Below are 18911 nucleotides of genomic sequence, written 5' to 3' on the forward strand. Positions count from 1 at the left end.
CTCAGATCGCCTTCGCCAGTTGGGCGGCAAGGCCGGTGTATTCGCCCGGCGTCAGCATCAACAGCCGCGACTTGTCGTGTTCCGGCAGGTCCAGCGAGGCGATGAAGGCGCGCATCGACTCCTGGGTGATGCCGTGGCCGCGGGTCAGGGCCTTCAGCTGCTCGTAGGGGTTGGGCAGGCCGTGGCGGCGCATCACCGTCTGCACCGGCTCGGCCAGCACCTCCCAGGCGGCGTCGAGGTCGGCGGCCAGGCGTTCCGGATCGGTCGACAGTTTGTTCAGGCCGCGCATCAGGGCATCGATGGCGATCAGGCTGTGGGCGAAGGCCACGCCCAGCGCACGCAGCACGGTGGAGTCGGTCAAATCGCGCTGCCAGCGGCTGATCGGCAGCTTGGACGCGAAGTGCTCCAGCAGGCCGTTGGCGATGCCGAAGTTGCCTTCGGCGTTTTCGAAGTCGATCGGGTTGACCTTGTGCGGCATGGTCGAGCTGCCGACTTCGCCGGCCTTCACCGCCTGCTTGAAGTAGCCCAGCGAGATGTAGCCCCAGACGTCGCGGCAGAAGTCGATGCCGATGGTGTTGATACGCCGCTGTACGTCGCAGAGTTCGGCGATGCAGTCGTGCGGCTCGATCTGGGTGGTGTAGGGGTTGAAGTTCAGGCCGAGGCTTTCCACCAGCGTCTTCGCGAGCCCCGCCCAGTCGACCTCGGGATAGGCCGCCACATGCGCGTTGTAGTTGCCGACCGCGCCATTGATCTTGCCCTGCAGTTCGACCGCATCGAATTGCTTCAGCTGCCGACGCAGGCGTGCCAGCACGTTGGCGATTTCCTTGCCCACGGTGGTCGGCGAGGCGGTCTGGCCGTGCGTGCGCGAGAGCATGGGCAGCTCGGCATGGGCGTGCGCCAGCTCGCGCAGCTTGACATCGAGCTTCAGCAGCGCTGGCTGCAGCACCTCGCGGCGGGCTTCGGCCAGCATCAGCGAGTAGCTCAGGTTGTTGATGTCTTCCGAGGTGCAGGCGAAGTGCACGAATTCCAGCGCGGGGCCCAGTTCGGCGTCTCCACGCAGGCGCTCCTTGATGAAGTACTCGACCGCCTTGACGTCGTGGTTGGTGGTGCGCTCGATTTCCTTGACGCGTTCGGCGTCGTCCACCGAGAAGCCATTGGCGAGGGCGCGCAGGCGCGTGCATGCCTCCGCCGAGAAAGGCGCGAGCTCGGGGATGCCCGGGTGCGCGGCCAGGGCCAGCAGCCACTCGACCTCGACCCGCACGCGGGCGCGGATCAGGCCGTACTCGGAGAACACCGGCCGCAGGGCGTCGACCTTGGCGCCGTAGCGGCCGTCGACGGGAGACAGGGCGGTCAGCGGGGAGAGGGCAGTGGACATGGGGCTCGCGCGGGCGGGGAGGGAAGGCCGCGGATTTTACGCTGCATGGCCGCTGGCGTCGGACTTGGGGTTTCGCGCGGGCGTAGCATCGGGGCTTTCCCGCCAGGAAGAACTCCCATGGCCAAGCCCCGGATCGAACGCGACAGCCTCGGAGGGCTCGAAGTCCCCGCCGAGGCCCTGTGGGGCGCGCAGACCCAGCGCGCGGTGCAGAATTTCCCGATCTCGGGCCAGCGCATGCCGGCGGGCTTCCTCCGCGCGCTGGCGCTGATCAAGTCGGCGGCGGCGCGCGCCAACCGCGAGCTGGGCCTGCTCGACGCCAAGCTTGCCGAGGCCATCGAGGCAGCGGCAGCGGAAGTCGTGGAGGGTCGGCATGCGCAGCAGTTTCCGGTCGACGTGTTCCAGACCGGCTCGGGCACCAGCAGCAACATGAACATGAACGAGGTGCTGGCCGCACTGGCGAAGAAGCGATTCCGCCGCGCCGTCTCGCCGAACGACCACGTCAACATGGCGCAAAGCTCGAACGATGCGGTGCCGAGCGCGATCCAGGTGGCCGCGGCGCTGGCCTTGCGCGAGCAGCTGCTGCCGGCGCTGAAGTCGCTGAAGAAGACGATCGCGCGGCGCGCCGACGAACTCGCCGACGTGCCCAAGACCGGCCGCACCCACTTGATGGACGCGATGCCGCTGAGCTTCGGCCAGGAGCTGGGCGCCTGGGCGGCGCAGCTCGCCGGCGCGCGCGAGCGCATCGAGCAGGAGGCCGAGCGGCTGCGCCTCTTGCCGCTGTCGGGCACCGCCATCGGCACGGGTATCAACGCGCATCCGCAGTTCGGCAAGCGCGCCTGTCGTGCCCTGCAGGCGCTGACGGGTATCAAGTTCCGCCCGGCCGACAACCTGTTCGCCGGCATCGCTGGGCAGGACGCGGCGCTGGGCCTGTCGGCGCAGCTGAACGGGCTGGCGACGATCCTCATGAAGATCGCCAACGATCTGCGCTGGATGAATTCAGGCCCGCTCGCTGGGCTGGGCGAGATCGAGCTGCCGACCCTGCAGCCGGGCAGCTCGATCATGCCGGGCAAGGTCAATCCGGTGATTCCCGAAGCGGTGGCGATGGTCTGCGCGCAGGTGATGGGCGCGCATGTCACGGTGACGATTGCCGCGCAGAGCGGCAGCTTCCAGCTGAACGTGATGCTCCCGCTGATCGCCCACAGCCTGCTGCAGTCGATTGAACTGCTTTCGAACGCGATGCGCGTGCTCGGCGAACGCGCGATCGCAGGCTTCCGCGTGCGCGCTGACCGCATTGATGAGGCGCTGGCGCGCAACCCGATCCTGGTGACCGCGCTGAACCCGGTGATCGGCTATGCCAAGGGCGCGGAGATCGCCAAGCGCGCGTACGCGGAAGGGCGTTCAGTGATCGAGGTGGCGGCAGAGCTGACCGACGTGCCGCGCGAGCGCCTGCAGGAACTGCTGGATCCGCTCGCCTTGACCCGCGGCGGCAGCCAGGGCGGTGGCGCGGGCGGGTGATCGCGCGAGCGCTTGTTCGGTGGATTTCAGCCGGGGCGAGGGATGCGCGCGCTGCGGCCCTCAGCCTGCCAGCGCCTCGCTGCCGCCGACGGCCTGGGCGGCGCGGTCGCGGCCACTCTTCTTCGCCAGATAGAGCGCCTTGTCGGCGAGTGCGATCAGGCGCTCAGGCGACAGCTGGCCGCTGGGTACGCGGGTGGCCACGCCAATGCTGATGCTGACCAGGCCTTTCGGTGAATGCCCATGCTGTATGGCCAGTCGTTCGACGTTGGAGCGCACCGACTCGGCGATCTCCAGGGCATGCGCTGCGGTGGTTTCAGGCAGCAGCACGGCGAACTCCTCGCCGCCGTAGCGCGCCGCCAGCTCGCAGGGGCGGCGGATGGCGAACTGCAGCGCGCTGCTGATGCGGCGCAGGCACTCGTCGCCCTGCAGGTGCCCGTAGTTGTCGTTGTACAGCTTGAAGTAGTCGACGTCGCACATCAGCAGCGACAGCGGATGGCGCTGGCGCTCGCCGCGGTCCCATTCGCTGCGCAGCACGGTGTCGAAGTGGCGGCGGTTGGCGAGGCCGGTGAGGCCGTCCATCGCCGACAGCCGCATCAGCTCGCGGTTGACCTGGTCGAGCTGGTGGGTGGTTTCGAGCAGCTTGTCGCGCATCTGGGCGATGCGCGACATCGCCCGCACCTTGGCCGCGAACACAATCGGGTTGATCGGCTTGACCAGATAGTCATCGCCACCCGCTTCGATGCCGGCTTCCAGATCGGCATCGCTGGCGCGACCGGTGAGGAAAACGATGGGTGTCCAATCGCCGGGCCCTTCGTGGGCACGAATGCGGCGGGCCACGTCCATGCCGTCGATGTCGGGCAGCACGACATCCAGCAGAATCAGGTCGGGCCTTCGCTGGCTGTAGAGGGCAAGCCCCGCTTCGCCGGTCTCGGCCTGGATGGGTTCGATGCCGATCTCACGCAGCAGGTGGGCGATCATCGCCTGGCTGGTGCGCGAATCCTCGATGACGAGAGCCTTCACGCGTGCGAGCCCCGGGATTGGCGGGCTGCAGAGGGCTGGCTGGCGGTGCTGAACATGGTCGCCCCCGTGGCGGCCGTCGAAACTGGCTTCCACGGATGCAAGTCCCGCGCCGCGTCCGCCGTCGAGCGCTCGGCGGACGGCGGTGAACTTCAAGGCTCAGCGCCAGTGCTCGGCCACCCAGGCGGTGGGATGCACCTTGCGGTACCACTTGCCGCTCTCCCCCGCGATCGCGTCAGGCGGGTTCGGCTTGCCGTGGAAGGCGATGATCTTTGCCCCTTCGGGAAGGCGCGGCGGCTGGAACCAGCACAGGATTCCCGGCCGCACGCAGTGGCGCTTGAAGCTGCGGCACCAGCTGTCGGGCCAGTAGCTGACCTTGCCCTGGCGACCCAGATAGCCGGTGATGAACTCCTGCTCGTTGCGCACCTCCGACAGCGCCTTGTCCTTGTTGGCGGCGAGGTACTCCAGGGCGTCCGCATGCGCGCCGATGGTGTAGCGATAGACCGAGGTGTTGCCGGTGCCGTCGCGCTTGTCCCATTCCTTGATGACCACGAACTCGCCCGGCGGCTCGAAGAAGGCGTCGATGCTGTCGACGATCACGACATCGAGGTCGATGAAGAGAGTCGTGCCCTTCAGGTCATAGAGCTCGCGCTTGAAACTCGTGAGCTTCAGCCAGCCGTGGGCGAAGGTCCAGGGCAGGCGCTGGTCGAAATCGGCGAAGCCGACCTGCGGGATATCGAAAACTTCGATGTCCGGCTCGATGCCGCTGCGGTCGTCGGTCAGGCAGACGAAGCGGTGCGGTCGCTTGAGATGCCTGCGCACCATCGAGCGCAGCCGGTTGACGTACTCCGGGCCGTACTTGCGGCCCCATTTGATGCACAGGACGTTGACCGGTTCCATCGCTGTTTGCGCTCGCCATCGGTGTGGTTGCAAGGCTCTGCATTCTACATGCGGTGCTGCATGGGCCCTTCGAAGGCGCTTGCTACACTGCCGCGCCCTCCCGTGCAGAACGACTATCGTGACCCGCAGCGAGACCGACACTCCGGCCAGCGAACGCGTAGAGGAGTCGCGCGTCACCGACGCCCGCGGCGCCCTGCTGTTCGATCGCCGACGCATCGCCCAGGCCGATCGCCTGCTGCTCGATCCCCAGCATTGGGCCGGTCGCGGCCGCATGGAGGCTGCGCGTGGCGGCCGCGGCGCCGTCTGCTTCGTGCGCGGCGAGTTCGGCGAGGCGGTGATCCGCCACTACCGCCGCGGCGGCCTGGTCGGGCGGGTGATCCGCGACCGCTATCTCTGGACCGGCGAGGACGCCAACCGCGCTTTCCGCGAATTCCGTCTGCTGGCCAGGCTGCGCGAGCTTGGGCTGCCGGTGCCCGCGCCGCTGGCCGCCGGCTATGCCCGTGCCGGGCTCTTCTACCGGGCGGACCTGATGACTATGGCGATTCCCGACAGCCGCACCCTGGCGCAGTGGCTGGCGGCAGGGCAGGGCGCGGATTTCGACTGGACCGGCCTGGGCCGTCTGCTGGCGCGCTTCCACGCGGCCGGCGCTTTCCATGCCGACCTGAATGCGCACAACGTCATGCGCGATGGCGACGGTGCACTGTGGCTGATCGATTTTGATCGCGGCGAGCTGCGCGCGCCCGCGCTCGACTGGCAGCGCGCCAATCTGCAGCGGCTTGCGCGCTCGCTGCGCAAGCTTGGCCTTGAGGGCGCAGCACTGGCGCAGGCGTGGTCAGCGGTCGGCGCGGGCTATGTCGAAGCGGGCGGTCGCGCGGCCGCCTGCGAGCTCACGTCCGGATGAGCGTGGACAGCGTCTGGGCCCTGCATTTTCTGGGCGTGGGCAGCAGTGCGGCGGTCGAGCTGGGTTCGGCCTCGGCGGTGCTGGAGCAGGACGATCGGCCACTGCTGATGATCGACTGCGGTGGCGAGGCGCTGACCGCGTATCTGAAGCGCTACGCCGAGCCGCCGCTGGCCCTGTTCATCACCCACGCCCACCTCGATCACATCGGCGGCATGGAGCGGCTGTTCTTCCGCCTGTACTTCGACGAGGCTCGCCGAGGTCGCTGCCGGCTCTACGTGCCGGCACCCGTGGTGCCCCTGCTGCAGGCGCGGTTGGCCGACTACCCCGGCGTGCTCGCCGAAGGTGGGGCCAACTGGTGGGATGCCTTCCAGCTGATCCCGGTCTCGCGCGGTTTCTGGCATGCCGGCCGGCAGTTCGAGGTGTTCCCCTGCCGCCACCACGCTCCCGATTCGGCCTTCGGCCTGGCCCTGCGCGGCAGCTTCGTCTACAGCGGCGATACCCGGCCGATTCCCGAACAGCTGGCGCGCTATCCCCAAGAGACTCTGGCCCACGACTGCGGACTGCTTGGCAATCCTTCGCATACCGGGCTTGACGACATCGAGCGCGAGTACCCGCGGGCCTGGCGCGAACGTCTCGCCCTGTACCACTACGGCTCGGCCGCGGACGGCGGCGCGATGCGCGCACGCGGCTACCGTGTGCTCGCCCCGGGCGAGCGCTTGGCGCTCGCGCCACCCTCCCCCTCGACTCTGCCCGGAGTCGAGTGAGCGGGCCTGCAAGGCTTGTGCAAATTCTGCCGAGCCGCTACTCTGCCGCGCTTCGCAGCGTTCGTGCGTGAGACTCCGGAGAGATGTCCGAGTGGTTGAAGGAGCACGCCTGGAAAGTGTGTATACGGCTAAACCCCGTATCGAGGGTTCGAATCCCTCTCTCTCCGCCAGTTTCCGACACTGAACGTTCTGCCCAGCCGTAGCGCCTGAACCGAGGCCACGGCCGCTGCCCGGCAGCCCCGCTATGGTGGCTCCCGTCGGTGCCTTCGCGACGATAGGCTGCAAACCCCGCCAGGCCCGGAAGGGAGCAACGGTAGTAGCTGACTCGGGTGCCGGAGTAACGCTGGCGGGAGTCGCCACCCTTTCGCATACAACAAGGCCCGCTTTTGCGGGCCTTGTTGTATGCGTGGGATTCGGGATTCGGGATTGGGGATTCGACCGACGGCTGTGAACTGGCGGCAGACCTGCTGACTCGACTTCGCTCACCGTCCGGCCGCATAGGCAAGCGAAGCCGCGCGCAGCGACTCGACCATGCACGGCGCCCTTCGGTCGAATCCCCAATCCCCAATCCCGGGCCGGCCCAAAGGGCCGGCCATGGCACAATCCCAGCCCGCTCCACGCAGCAGGCTCCGCCCATGTCCTACCTTGTCCTCGCCCGCAAATGGCGACCGCGCCGCTTCGCCGAACTGGTGGGGCAGGAGCATGTCGTTCGGGCGCTGACGCATGCGCTGGAAAGCGGGCGCGTGCACCACGCATTTCTGTTCACCGGCACCCGCGGCGTCGGCAAGACCACCATTGCGCGCATCTTTGCCAAGAGCCTCAACTGCGAGAGCGGGCAGGGCGCCGAGCCCTGCGGCGAGTGTTCGGTCTGCCGCGACGTTGATGCCGGTCGCTTCGTCGATCTGCTGGAGATCGACGCGGCCAGCAATACCGGCGTCGACGATGTCCGCGAGCTGATCGACAACGCCCAGTACATGCCGGCGCGCGGCCGCACCAAGGTCTATCTGATCGACGAAGTGCACATGCTGTCCAAGCCGGCCTTCAACGCCCTGCTGAAGACGCTGGAAGAGCCGCCGGGCCATGTGAAGTTTCTGCTCGCCACCACCGACCCGGACAAAGTGCTGCCGACGGTGCTGTCGCGCTGCCTGCAGTTCAACCTGAAGCGGCTCACCGTCGAACAGATCCAGACCCAGATGACCGCCATTCTCGGTGCTGAGGGTATCGAGGCCGAGCCTGCCGCTTTGGCCCAGCTGGCGCGCGCCGCTGACGGCAGCCTGCGCGATGGCTTGTCCCTGCTGGATCAGGCCATTGCCTACGGCGGCGGCGCCCTGCGCGAACCCGAGGTGCGGGCCATGCTCGGCACGGTCGACCGGGCCCAGGTGGGTGCGCTGATCGAATCGCTGGTCGCCGCCGATGGCGAGCGCCTGCTGGCCACGGTCGACAGCATCGCCTCCTTCGCGCCGGACTTCGGCGCTGCGCTCGATGCCCTGGCCGAGGCGCTGCATCGCCTGCAGCTGACCCAGCTGGTGCCGTCGGCGGCGATCGAGGACGAGCGCGTCGATCTGAAATCGCTGGCCCAGCGCGTGCCGGCCGAGCGCGTGCAGCTGTGGTACCAGATGGCCCTGCAGGGCCGCCGGGAACTGCCGATGGCGCCCAGCGAGCGCATCGGCTTCGAGATGTCCCTGCTGCGCATGCTGGCGTTCGCGGGTTTCGATCCGGATGCCGTGCCGGCGCGGCCGGGCGGCCTGGCTGCACGCAGCGAGCCTGCGCGCACCGCCCCTGCGCGTGTCGATCCGGCGGTGCGCGCGGCCGATCCTGTCGCTCCGCGCTCGCTGGCCGGTGCTTCGGATGCGATCGCGCGGCTCAGCGCAGTGTTCGACGATTCATCCGCGCGCGCGCGCGGTCCTACCGCCGAAGCGGTGGCGCCCGCCCGCGCGCAGCTCGCTTCGCCGGTGATGACCGCGCTCGCCGCGCGCTCGGGTGCGGCCGCGCTACGTGTCGCGCCTGAGCCCGAACCGGCGCCGCCTGCCTCAGCTCCCGCGCGCGCCGAGGTGAGGCGGGAATCCGTGGATGTGGCGGTAGCGGCTGCGGCGGCGTCGATGAAATCTGCGACAGCCGCGCATGCGGATGAGCGGCCGCCGTGGCACACAGCGGCCGGCGCGCCGGACGCTTCCAAGGCAGATGCCTCGCCGCGTGCGATGCCAGGCCCGCACGCGGGCTCGGGTGCCCCCGCGCCTGAGCCGGATGCCGAGCCCGCGCGAGTCGTGCTGAAGGCCGTCGAGGCTCCGCTCGCGCGCCTACTCGACCACGAGGACTGGCTCGATTTGCAGGCCCGCTGCGGTCTAGGCGGCCCGGTCCGTGAACTGGCAGCGCACTCGGTGTTTGCCGGCTACGACGGCATCCGCCTGAAGCTCAGCCTGCCCGCGCGCCTTGAGCATCTGCGTCTCGATGGCACCGTCACCGCGCTCTCGGCCAAGCTCGGCGAGGCGCTGGGCGAAGCGCCACGCATTGAGTTCGTCAGCGAGGAGCTGCAGCGCGAAAGCCTGCATGCCCGCACCCATCGCCAGCGCGGCGAGCGCCAGGCTGCGGCCGAAGAGTCTTTCCAGAACCACCCCGCCGTGCGTCGCTTGATCGAGCAGCACGGCCTGCGCCTTGTGCCGGATTCCATTCGTCCGCTCGATTGACAGCCTGCAGTTCGGCTCGCTGATTGCGGGCGCCGCGGCAGGCCAGCGGCCGGGCCGCGCGGTGCATGGGGCGATGTGTTCAGAACAACCGCCCGGGTGGGTGTGTGGCGCCTCGCGAGTAGCGCGGTCGCGACGCCCGGACGCAGGCGTAGGCGTAGGCGTCGTTCAATCTCTTGAGACACGGGCGCGGCGCGGGGCGCTCGTGCGCCGAGGTCGCTGATGTTCAGCAAGGTTGAGAAAAGTCAAGGACGAAAGTCCCAGTCCACCGGTAGACATTAAGACCGAGTTAACGCCTGGGCTTTAAGACTGCGCGCCCCCCAGCGTCCCATGGCGTTGGGAGTTCGTCCCTCCCCAGGTACAAAGCCCCCATGCAGAACACTCTGAAGTACGTCGCTGAGCTGCGCGCCAGCCAGCTCGGTCTTGCCCTCTCCTTCGCCATTCTTAGCCTCGGTACCACGGCCGCGCGCGCGCAAGACGCCGCGGACGAAGCCGAACTGGTGCTGGATCAGATTCAGGTCACCGGCTCGCGCATCACCCGCGAGGGCTTCATCACCCCGTCGCCGGTCACGGCGATCAGCTCGGAAGAGATTCGCGCCACCGGCGCCGAAACTGCGTCCGACCTGCTGGCCTCGCTGCCGGCGCTGCAGAACACCTTCACCAGCGCCAACTCCGGTCGCTTCATCGGCACCGTCGGCCTGGGCCAGCTGGACCTTCGCGGCATGGGCCAGGCACGCACCCTGGTGCTGGTCAATGGCCGTCGTCACGTGGGCTCCAGCCCGGGCTCCAGCGCGGTGGACGTCAACACCATTCCGGTGGAGCTGATCGAGCGCATCGAGATCATCACCGGCGGCGCTTCGGCGGTGTACGGTGCCGACGCCGTCGCGGGCGTGGTCAACTTCATCATGAAGCGCGACTTCCAGGGCTTTGAAGCGCGTGCTCAGCACGGCGCGGCCGACGAAGGCAGCTTCGAGCGCAGCTTCGCCAGCTTCACCGGCGGCAACACGTTCTCTGATGGCCGCGGTTCGGCGGCTTTCTCGGCCGAGTTCAGCACGCAGTCGAGCCTTGGCCTGACCGAGCGCAGCGTCGGTCGCCAAAGCCTCGTGCTGGTGCCCAACCCGGCGTTCGATCCCTCGCGGCCGGTGAGTGAGTCCAACCCGCAGCGCGTGCTGCAGGGCCCCGGTGGCCTGTTCACCCAGACCAATGGCGGCCGCTTCGTGGTCGGCGGCACGTCCTACGTGTTCGATGCGGACGGCAGCTTCCGTCGCCAGCGCTTCGACGGTCCCCGCGACACCGGCCAGTGCGTCAACTGCGACTACCTCGATCTCGCTTCGACCACCGAGCTGCAGCCTGCGCTGGATCGCTTCAGCCTGAACAGCTTCTTCAACTTCCAGATCAACGAGAACCACCGCGCCTTCTTCGAGGGCAAGTACTCGCGCAGCAACTCCGAGTCGCAGCGCCAGCCCTCGTTCGATCAGATCAGCGCCGACGGCAGCACCGGCGGCCTGGTTGTCCGTCTCGACAACGCCTACGTCAGCAACGAGCTGCGCCAGCTGCACGAGCAGGCGGGCCGCCAGCTGATCCGCGTTGCGCGCTTCAACGAAGACGCCGGTCGTCGCGGTGAAGAAGCCGAGCGCCAGACCTTCCGCGTGGTCGCCGGTGTGGACGGCTACTTCGGCGAGAGCTGGGGTTACGAAGTGGCGGCGGTCCACGGCCGCACCACGGTCGATCGCATCAACTCGGCGAATCGCATCAACGAGCGCTTCCAGGCTGGTCTGGACGCGGTTCGCGACAGCAGCGGCAACCTCGTCTGCCGCACCACGGTCGATCCGAACGCGATCAACCCGCACACCGGTTCGGTGTACTCCGCGTTCGCGCGCACCGGCTGCGTGCCGTTCAGCATCTTCGGCAATGGCGCCGTCAGCGCCGAAGCCGCGCAGTGGTTCAACGCGCGCTCGCTGAACGAGGCCAGCCTGAGCCAGACGGTGCTCGGCGGCTCGGTCAACAACCCCTTCCTGTTCGACACCTGGGCGGGCAGTGCGGGTTTCGCGGGCGGTGTTGAGTACCGTCGCGAGGCGAGCTCGGAGAACACCGATCCGCTGTCGGCGCTGGGCCTGACCTTCCTCAACGCCATTCCCAGCCGCGGCGGCAGCTACGACGTCAAGGAAGCCTTCGCCGAGCTGAGCCTGCCCGTGCTCGCGGACCTGCCGGCGGTCGAGTCGCTGACCTTCGACTTTGCCGGTCGCTTCTCCCACTACGACACCATCGGCTCCACCGGCACCTGGCGCCTCGGTCTCGACTGGAGCGTGATCCCCGGCCTGCGCGTTCGCGGTACGCGCGCCCGCTCGGTGCGTGCCCCCGGCATCAACGAGCTGTTCAATCCGCAGTCGGCGAACTTTGCCGTCGTTGCGGATCCCTGCAGCGCGCGCAACATCCCCAACGCTGCCAACCCGACCCAGCGCGCTGCCAACTGCCGCGCCCTGGGCGTGCCGGCGGGCTTCGAGGACGCGGTCAGCTCCGGCCGTCCCGGCTTCTCGGGCGGTAACCCGGACCTCAACGAGGAAGTCGGCACCACCACCTCGCTCGGCGTGGTGTGGCAGCCGGAGTTCGTCGAAGGGCTGGGCCTCAGCCTCGACTGGTGGGAAATCGACCTGACCGACGCCATCGGCGCGGTGACGGCCCAGATCAACGCCAATCGCTGCGTGGATGCCCCGGGCGGAATCAACAATCCGTTCTGTGCGGCGATCCAGCGCGCGGGCGCCAACGGCTTCGTGGATTCGGCCGGCCGCGCCTGGGCGCCGTACGCCATCTACAGCTGGACCGCGTTCAGCGAGAACCTCGCGCGTTCGCTGCGCGAAGGCGTGGACATCGAGGCCGACTACCGCTTCGAAGCGTTTGGCGGCGATGCCAACGTGCGCTTCCTCGGCACGCGTCTGCTGAAGGTGCGCAGCTACGCCTTCCAGGACTTCCCGCAGGAGTTCGTCGAGGCGCTGACCACCGAAGGCAACCCGCGCTGGCGCGCCAACCTCTCGGCCAGCTATCGCCACGGCCCGTGGCGGGCGAGCTGGGAAACCCGTCATGTCGACGGCGTGCTGCGCGTTGCCCTGGAGAGCTTCCAGAGCAACCCCGGCCAGGTCGCGCCGATCCGCAACGGCTCGGCGGCCTACCACGATCTGCAGGTGGGCTACCGCTTCGAGAAGGGCGTCGAGGTCTACGCGGGCATCGACAACGCCTTCGACAAGCAGCTGCCGCCGGCGCGTTTCGGCACCGGCGCCAACGATGGTCTGTACGACAACGTCGGCCGCTTCTTCCGCGTCGGCGCGATCGTGACGTTCTGATCGTCGCTCCCGGAACACGCGTGCAGGCGGTCCGCTGCCTGCGCGCGAGTGACGCGGCAACACCCACAAGGCCGGCGCTTGCGCCGGCCTTGTGTCGTTTGGCGACCGCAGGGCTCGGACCGCCCTTCACGCTTCGGCACGCCCATGCGGGCCGCTACACTAGGCCACTCTTCAGCCTGCGACCTGCGGCTGACATTCACGTACCCCCTCGGAGACCCTCCATGCGCGGACCTCTCGCCGGCCTGATGCAGCAGGCCCAGAAGATGCAGGACAACATCAAGAAGGCCCAGGAAGAGCTGGGCGCGATCGAAGTCAGCGGCCAGGCCGGCGGCGGCATGGTCAAGGTGCAGATGACCGCGCGGATGGACGTGCGTCGCGTGCAGATTGATCCCTCGGCGATCGGCGACGACATCGAGATGCTGGAGGATCTGATCGCCGCCGCCTTCAACGACGCTGTCAATCGCGCCAACGAGGCCTCGCAGGCGCATATGGCCAAGGCCACGGCAGGCATGCCGCTGCCGCCCGGCATGAAGCTGCCGTTCTGAGTCTGCACTTTGAACAGGACGGCCGATGGCCTTGCTTGAACAGCTGATCGACGCGCTTCGCGTGCTTCCGGGCGTCGGCGCGAAGAGCGCGCAGCGCATGGCCTACCAGCTGCTGGAGCGCAATCGCGAGGGCGGGCGGCGCCTCGCCGCGGTGCTGGAGGCGGCCATGCGCGGTATCGGCCACTGCGAGCGCTGCCGCACTTTCAGCGAGGACAGCCTGTGCGCGGTGTGCGCGAGCGCCAGCCGCGAAGCCAGCCAGCTCTGCGTGGTCGAAACGCCGGCCGACCAGACCGCGATAGAAGCCGCCACCGGCTACCGTGGTCTGTACTTCGTGCTGCTGGGGCGACTGTCACCGCTCGACGGCCGCGGCCCGCGCGAGCTCGGCCTGCCGCAGCTCGATGCGCGTCTGGCGGAAGGGCAGGTGCAGGAGTTGATCATCGCCACCAGCGCCACCGTCGAAGGCGAAGCCACCGCCCACTACCTCAGCCAGCTCGCTGCCAAGCACGGCGTGCGCGCCAGCCGGCTTGCGCACGGCGTGCCGCTCGGCGGCGAACTCGAGTACATCGATCGCGGCACCCTGGCGCATGCCTTTGGCTCGCGTCAGGCGGTCGCCCAGACACCCCGCACAGGAGCATCGGAATGAGCGAGACCCTATTCGACCGGATCATCCGCCGCGAGATTCCCGCCGACGTTGTGTTCGAGGACGAGCACGTGCTCGCCTTTCGCGACATCAATCCGCAGGCGCCGGTGCACGTGCTGTTCATTCCGAAGAAGCCGATCGCCACGCTCAACGATCTCGACGAGGCCGACACCCTGCTGGCCGGCCGGCTGATGAAGGCCGCCGCCGACTACGCCAAGCGCGAGGGCTTTGCCGACAAGGGCTATAGGGTGGTGATGAACACCAACCGCGACGGTGGCCAATCGGTGTACCACATCCACCTGCATCTGCTGGCGGGCCGTCAGATGACGTGGCCGCCGGGCTGATCGCCGCGCCACAGGGCTGCAAACACGAAGGGCGACCGCACGGTCGCCCTTCGTGTCTTCAGGCCCCGGGGAGGGAGCGCATCAGAAGTCGAAGATCACCTTTACGTTGGCGCCGGCCGGCACGCTGTCGACGTAGCCGATGGCGCCCGGCGTGCTTGCGACCTTGGCGACGACATCGGCGTCGCTGTTGGCTTCTTCAGGCTTCTTGGCGCGGCCGGTGAAGATCAATCGCGACCAGTGCGAGGTGAGCTGCGCGCCGGGTTTGCCCAGGACATCGCCATCGAACTTGGTGCGGGCAGCGCCCGCCTTCTGGAAGACGACTACGACGGGTGCACCGCCGACGCGCTGTTCCTGACCGAGGAACACCGCCTGCACCGCGGACTTGTCCATGGCGGCCTGGCTGGAGTCGGCGCCGACGATGACGGCACCGGCGCTGACCAGGGGCGAAGCCGCAAGCAGCACGCCGCAGCTGAGCAGGGTAGAGAGGCTTTTCATGCTCATGACTCCTTAGAAGCTGAAGACTGCGCCGAGAACCAGCGCGTCGCCGTCGGTTTGGCCCGCGACATCCGGATTGAAGCGGCTGTAGTCGGCCTTCAACGCCACGTTGCTAGAAACGTCCCAGCGCACCCCCACCGAGGTGTAGGTGTAGTCCGAGGCTTGGCGCTGAAGTGCTCCCAGCGTCGCATTGAACAGCGGCGGGGCCACGCGCAACGGGTCAGCCAGGCTGAAGTCGGGTTCGGCTTTCGCCCAGCCATACACGACGTAGGGCTGCCAAGCGCCGAAGCGATAGCCGCCTGAGACGTAGGACTCCCGCGTATCGGGCGCAATCGAGCCGTCGATACCGCGACCGATCGTCTCGAATCCGACCACCCAGTTGCCGCGATCGATATCGGCGCCGACGCCCCAGAAGTAGCCGTCGTCCTTGACGACGTCGATGCTGGTGGCGACGCGCCCGAACCCGTTACTCGTGAGTGCCGTCAGCAGGGGATTCAGCAGGGGCGAGTTGATGTCCGTTTTCGCGACGATGTAGGCGGCGCGCATGTTCAGCCAGCCCGCGTAGCTGCCGTCCCAAGCGACACCGAACAGCCTGTTGAGCGACTGCTGGAAGGTCACCTGCGGCCGCACGACCGTGACGTCCGTGCCTCCGTAGATCACCTGGAAACTCGAAAACAGCTCGCCGTCGAAGCGGCTGTAGTTCAGGTTGATGCCGTCGAAGTTGTCGAAGCCCGTACCGCCGTACACCGTGCGCGGCGGGCGCAGCCAAGCGTAGGCGTAGCCGACCTCAAGGAAATCGGAATAGCGGTAGAACGGGATGCGCTGGCGACCGAGCTTGGCGGACCAGTTGCCGGACTTCCAGTTGAGGTAGGCCCAGGCGAACTCGGGTTCGAAGTCTTCGCGGCCGCGCGCCACTACCTGGGCGGTGGCCGACCACTGCTCGGCGAGATCGGCGCTGATCTGCACCGCGAACAGGGACTCGGGCTTGAAGTCGATTTCGTCGTCGTAACCGAGAAGGGGAATCGGGTTGTCGTCGAGCGTGGTGCCGGCCATCACTTGGCCGAATCCGCTCAAGCGGACCTGGGCGTCAGCGACGGCGGGGAACATCAGCGCCAGGGTGAGGGCGCAGCAGAGGGGTTTGATCACGTCGGGGCTCCGGCTGTTGAGTGCCGAGTGAGCGAGTGCAGGACGCATGCCACGTCGCTCGACAGCGGAGGGCTGACGCATTCTCGGCGCTCCGAGCAGCGCCCGAGAATTCTTCTATCTGATTGATTTAAAAGAATGTATTTGCGAAGACTGCGCGCGCTGCAAGCCGCGTTGCACAGTGGTGCAAGCAACCGATTGCAGGCGCCTCTGTCGCTTTGCGCGCCGTGGCTAACGAAAACTTGACGCGCCGTGCAGCGGCCTCCGCTCAGGCCGCCTGGTGCGAGCCGTAGCGGCGCAGGCGCGCGTAACGCTGCTCCAGCAGCGCGTTGAGATCGAGCCGCTCCAAAGCCTCGACCTCGCCGATGACTGCCGCCTTGATGCGCTTCGCCGCCTCGGCGGGATCGCGATGGGCGCCGCCGAGCGGCTCCTTGATGATCTTGTCGATCAGGCCGTGCTCGAGCAGACGCGGTGCGGTCATGCCCATCTGCTCGGCGGCATCGCGGGCCTTGTCGGCGGACTTCCACAGGATCGAGGCGCAGCCTTCGGGCGAGATCACCGAGTAGGTGCTGTATTCGAGCATCAGCGTGCGATCGCCCACACCGATGGCCAGCGCGCCGCCCGAGCCGCCTTCGCCAATGACGGTGCAGACCACGGGAATCTTCAGCTCGGCCATCTCGATCAGGTTGCGCGCGATCGCCTCGCTCTGGCCGCGCTCCTCGGCGCCGACGCCCGGATACGCGCCGGGGGTGTCGATGAAGGTCAGCAGCGGCATCCGGAAACGCTCGGCCAGCTTCATGATGCGCAGGGCCTTGCGGTAGCCCTCGGGGCGCGGCATGCCGAAGTTGCGCTTGATCTTGCTCTTGGTGTCGCGGCCTTTCTGGTGTCCGATGATCGTCACCGGCTTGCCGTCGATGCGGCCGATGCCGCAGACCAGTGCCGCGTCATCCGCATACGCGCGGTCGCCGGCGAGCTCTTCGAACTCCTCGCAGATGTGGCCGATGTAGTCGAGCGTGTAGGGCCGCAGCGGATGCCGCGCCAGCTGCGCCACCTGCCAGGGCGTGAGCTCGCGGAAGATCTCTTCCGTGCGCACTTTCAGCTTGTCGCGCAGCTTGACGATCTCTTCCTCGATGTTGAAAGCCGAGCCTTGGCTGGCGTGCCGAAGCTCGGCGATTTTCGCCTCCAGCTCGGCGATCGGCTGTTCGAAGTCGAGGAAGTTCTGATTCATGGGGCGCGGTCTTGGGCGTGCGTGAAGGGCGCGAGTATAGCCGGCGGCCTCCGACACGCTCGAACGCTGGGGTATGGACTCCCTGCCAGTGCATCCACGCGCTACAGGCCTTCAATGGCGGCGCCGAGCGCCGTGCGCGTCACCCGCGCCAGCAGATCCAGGCCTTCTTCGTCGATGCAGTAGGGCGGCATCCAGTACAGCACGTCGCCCAGCGGCCGCAGCAGCACGCCGTGTTCAATCGCATGGCGGTAGGCGCGCAGGCCCGCGCGTTGCGTCGATGGAATCGGTGTGCGCGTGGCCGTGTCGGCGACCAATTCGATGGCGAGGATCATCCCGGTCTGTCGCACCTCGGCGACGTTCGGGTGCTCGGCCAGCGGTGCGGCCAGCGCGGCCAGTCGCGCTGCGGTGGCGCGATTGCGCTCCAGCACCGGCTCGCTGTCGAAGATGCCAAGCGTGGCGCGCGCTGCGGCGCAGGCCAGCGGGTTGCCGGTGTAGCTGTGCGAATGCAGGAAGGCGCGCTCGCGGCTGTCGTCGAGAAACGCCTCGTAGAGGTGCTGCGGCGCCAGCACTGCGGCCAAGGGCAGGAAGCCGCCGGTGAGTCCCTTGGAGACGCACATCAGATCCGGCGCGATGCCGGCCTGCTCACAGGCGAACAGCGTGCCCGTGCGGCCGAAGCCCACCGCGATCTCGTCGGCGATGAAGTGCACGCCGTAGCGGGTGCAGAGTTCGCGAGCGCGCTGCAGGTAGTGCGGGTGGTGCATGCGCATGCCGCCGGCGCACTGCACCAGGGGCTCGACGATCATCGCGCTGAGGGTGTCGCCCTCGCGCTCGAGCAGCGATTCCAGCGCCTGCGCTGCACGCTCGGCGCAGTCGCGCGGGCTCTCGCCTGGCAGGGCCTCGTAGGCATCGGGCGAGGGCGTGAAGATCGGCGTGATCAGCAGTGGCGCGTACACCCGCCGGTACAGCGGAATGTCGGACACCGCCAAGGCGCCGAGCGTCTCGCCGTGGTAGCTGTTCGACAGCGCGACAAAGCGCGTGCGCTGGACGTCGCCGCGGTTGCGATGGCTATGGAAGCTCATCTTCAGCGCGACCTCGACGCCGGCCGAGCCGTTGTCGGCGTAGAACACCTTGGCAAAGGGCGGCGTGCCCTCGGCGCGCGGCGCGAGGCGCAGCAGAGCTTCCGCCAGCTCGATCGCCGGCGCATGGCTGAAGCCGGCTAGGATCACCTGCTCCAGCTGCTGCGCCTGCTGCGCGATGGCGGTGCCGATGCGCGGCTCGGCGTGGCCGAACAGGTTGGTCCACCACGAGCTGACCGCATCGAGATAGCGGCGGCCCTCGAAATCGATCAGCCAGGCGCCTTCGCCGCGCGCAATCGGCACCAGCGGCAGCAGGTCGTTGTGGTGCTCGCGCATCTGCGTGCAGGGGTGCCAGAGCACCTCGAGATCACGCTGGCGCCAGTGGGCTTGCAGGGAAGGGGCTGTCGACATCGCTTTGCTACACTCGCGCGGTTCGTTTTCACAGGCGGCCCGCAGGGGCCGGATCACCAGCCCGCCATGATCTTTCGCTGCTCCTCCCGCGTCCATGCTGCCGCCCCTGCGCGCCTGTCAGCCTCGCGCCCGGCGCGTGGTTTCACCCTGATCGAAATTCTGGTGGTGGTGACCATCCTCGGCATCCTCGCCGCCCTGGTCGTGCCGCAGCTGATGAGCTACCCCGACGAGGCGCGCGTGACCCGCGCCCAGCAGGACATCCAGTCGCTGCGCACGGCGCTCGATCTCTACCGCATGGACAACTTCAGCTACCCCAGCACCGAGCAGGGTCTAGGGGCGCTGGTTGCCAAGCCGGGCGGCCGGCCGGAAGCGCCGAACTGGCGCAGCGGCGGCTACATCAAGGAACTGCCGAAAGACCCGTGGGGCGGTGACTACGTCTACTTGAGCCCCGGTCAGACCGGCGATTTCGATCTGTACTCGCTGGGCGCCGATCGCGCGCCGGGCGGCGAGGGCGCGGCTGCTGATATCGGCCGCTGAT

16 protein-coding genes, 1 tRNA gene and 1 other RNA gene are annotated in these 18911 nt (G+C 68.0%); 11 read left to right on the forward strand and 7 right to left on the reverse strand.

The window, feature by feature from the left end; genetic code table 11:
- Position 1: 1 nt before the first annotated feature.
- A complete protein-coding gene (gene purB / locus H4O13_03225) occupies positions 2 to 1375 on the reverse strand; it encodes an adenylosuccinate lyase (protein MBE5314394.1) in 1374 nt (457 codons plus the stop codon).
- A 117-nt stretch (positions 1376 to 1492) separates the two neighbouring features.
- On the opposite strand from purB, the gene H4O13_03230 reads away from it, so the two are divergent.
- Entirely contained in the window at positions 1493 to 2890 is a 1398-nt protein-coding gene (locus H4O13_03230; GenBank protein ID MBE5314395.1) for a class II fumarate hydratase, read from the forward strand.
- A gap of 60 nt (positions 2891 to 2950) precedes the next feature.
- Here H4O13_03230 and H4O13_03235 read toward each other — a convergent pair whose 3' ends face one another.
- Together H4O13_03235 and H4O13_03240 are read right to left on the reverse strand one after the other, a co-directional pair.
- A complete protein-coding gene (locus H4O13_03235; protein ID MBE5314396.1) occupies positions 2951 to 3910 on the reverse strand; it encodes a diguanylate cyclase in 960 nt (319 codons plus the stop codon).
- 156 nt (positions 3911 to 4066) lie between these two features.
- Positions 4067 to 4807, reverse strand: a complete 741-nt coding sequence (locus H4O13_03240) for a glycosyltransferase (protein MBE5314397.1) — start codon at positions 4805 to 4807, stop codon at positions 4067 to 4069.
- Here H4O13_03240 and H4O13_03245 point away from each other — a divergent pair.
- From H4O13_03245 to H4O13_03285, 9 genes are all read left to right on the forward strand, one after another.
- A complete protein-coding gene (locus H4O13_03245) occupies positions 4782 to 5708 on the forward strand; it encodes a 3-deoxy-D-manno-octulosonic acid kinase (protein MBE5314398.1) in 927 nt (308 codons plus the stop codon). The genes H4O13_03240 and H4O13_03245 overlap by 26 nt on opposite strands.
- Entirely contained in the window at positions 5705 to 6472 is a 768-nt protein-coding gene (locus H4O13_03250; protein ID MBE5314399.1) for an MBL fold metallo-hydrolase, read from the forward strand. Before H4O13_03245 ends, H4O13_03250 begins: the two co-directional genes overlap by 4 nt.
- A gap of 77 nt (positions 6473 to 6549) precedes the next feature.
- A tRNA-Ser gene (locus tag H4O13_03255) sits at positions 6550 to 6642 on the forward strand.
- Positions 6643 to 6727: 85 nt separating this feature from the next.
- An RNA gene (gene ffs / locus H4O13_03260) (signal recognition particle sRNA small type) lies at positions 6728 to 6824 on the forward strand.
- A gap of 283 nt (positions 6825 to 7107) precedes the next feature.
- Positions 7108 to 9156, forward strand: coding sequence for a DNA polymerase III subunit gamma/tau (gene dnaX, locus H4O13_03265; GenBank protein MBE5314400.1), 2049 nt, complete (start codon positions 7108 to 7110; stop codon positions 9154 to 9156).
- Positions 9157 to 9524: 368 nt separating this feature from the next.
- A complete protein-coding gene (locus tag H4O13_03270) occupies positions 9525 to 12491 on the forward strand; it encodes a TonB-dependent receptor (GenBank protein ID MBE5314401.1) in 2967 nt (988 codons plus the stop codon).
- A gap of 221 nt (positions 12492 to 12712) precedes the next feature.
- Positions 12713 to 13036 carry a YbaB/EbfC family nucleoid-associated protein gene (locus H4O13_03275; protein MBE5314402.1) on the forward strand — a complete coding sequence of 108 codons (324 nt, stop codon included), beginning with the start codon at positions 12713 to 12715 and terminating at the stop codon, positions 13034 to 13036.
- 25 nt (positions 13037 to 13061) lie between these two features.
- Positions 13062 to 13679, forward strand: a complete 618-nt coding sequence (recR, locus tag H4O13_03280) for a recombination protein RecR (GenBank protein ID MBE5314403.1) — start codon at positions 13062 to 13064, stop codon at positions 13677 to 13679.
- A complete protein-coding gene (locus H4O13_03285; GenBank protein MBE5314404.1) occupies positions 13676 to 14020 on the forward strand; it encodes a histidine triad nucleotide-binding protein in 345 nt (114 codons plus the stop codon). Before recR ends, H4O13_03285 begins: the two co-directional genes overlap by 4 nt.
- A gap of 81 nt (positions 14021 to 14101) precedes the next feature.
- On the opposite strand, the gene H4O13_03290 is transcribed toward H4O13_03285, so the two are convergent.
- The 4 genes from H4O13_03290 to H4O13_03305 form a co-directional block, all read right to left on the reverse strand.
- Complete coding sequence (locus H4O13_03290; protein MBE5314405.1) at positions 14102 to 14515, reverse strand: phosphate ABC transporter substrate-binding protein; 414 nt, start codon at positions 14513 to 14515, stop codon at positions 14102 to 14104.
- A gap of 12 nt (positions 14516 to 14527) precedes the next feature.
- On the reverse strand, positions 14528 to 15661 hold the full coding sequence (locus tag H4O13_03295) for a porin (GenBank protein MBE5314406.1): 1134 nt from the start codon (positions 15659 to 15661) through the stop codon (positions 14528 to 14530).
- Positions 15662 to 15926: 265 nt separating this feature from the next.
- Positions 15927 to 16886 carry an acetyl-CoA carboxylase carboxyltransferase subunit alpha gene (locus tag H4O13_03300; GenBank protein ID MBE5314407.1) on the reverse strand — a complete coding sequence of 320 codons (960 nt, stop codon included), beginning with the start codon at positions 16884 to 16886 and terminating at the stop codon, positions 15927 to 15929.
- Positions 16887 to 16987: 101 nt separating this feature from the next.
- Positions 16988 to 18373 carry an adenosylmethionine--8-amino-7-oxononanoate transaminase gene (locus tag H4O13_03305; GenBank protein MBE5314408.1) on the reverse strand — a complete coding sequence of 462 codons (1386 nt, stop codon included), beginning with the start codon at positions 18371 to 18373 and terminating at the stop codon, positions 16988 to 16990.
- 66 nt (positions 18374 to 18439) lie between these two features.
- On the opposite strand from H4O13_03305, the gene gspG reads away from it, so the two are divergent.
- A complete protein-coding gene (gene gspG / locus H4O13_03310; GenBank protein ID MBE5314409.1) occupies positions 18440 to 18910 on the forward strand; it encodes a type II secretion system major pseudopilin GspG in 471 nt (156 codons plus the stop codon).
- Position 18911 lies beyond the last annotated feature (1 nt).

The sequence above is a fragment of the Lysobacterales bacterium genome (assembly GCA_014946745.1).
GTDB lineage: Bacteria > Pseudomonadota > Gammaproteobacteria > Xanthomonadales > Xanthomonadaceae > Aquimonas.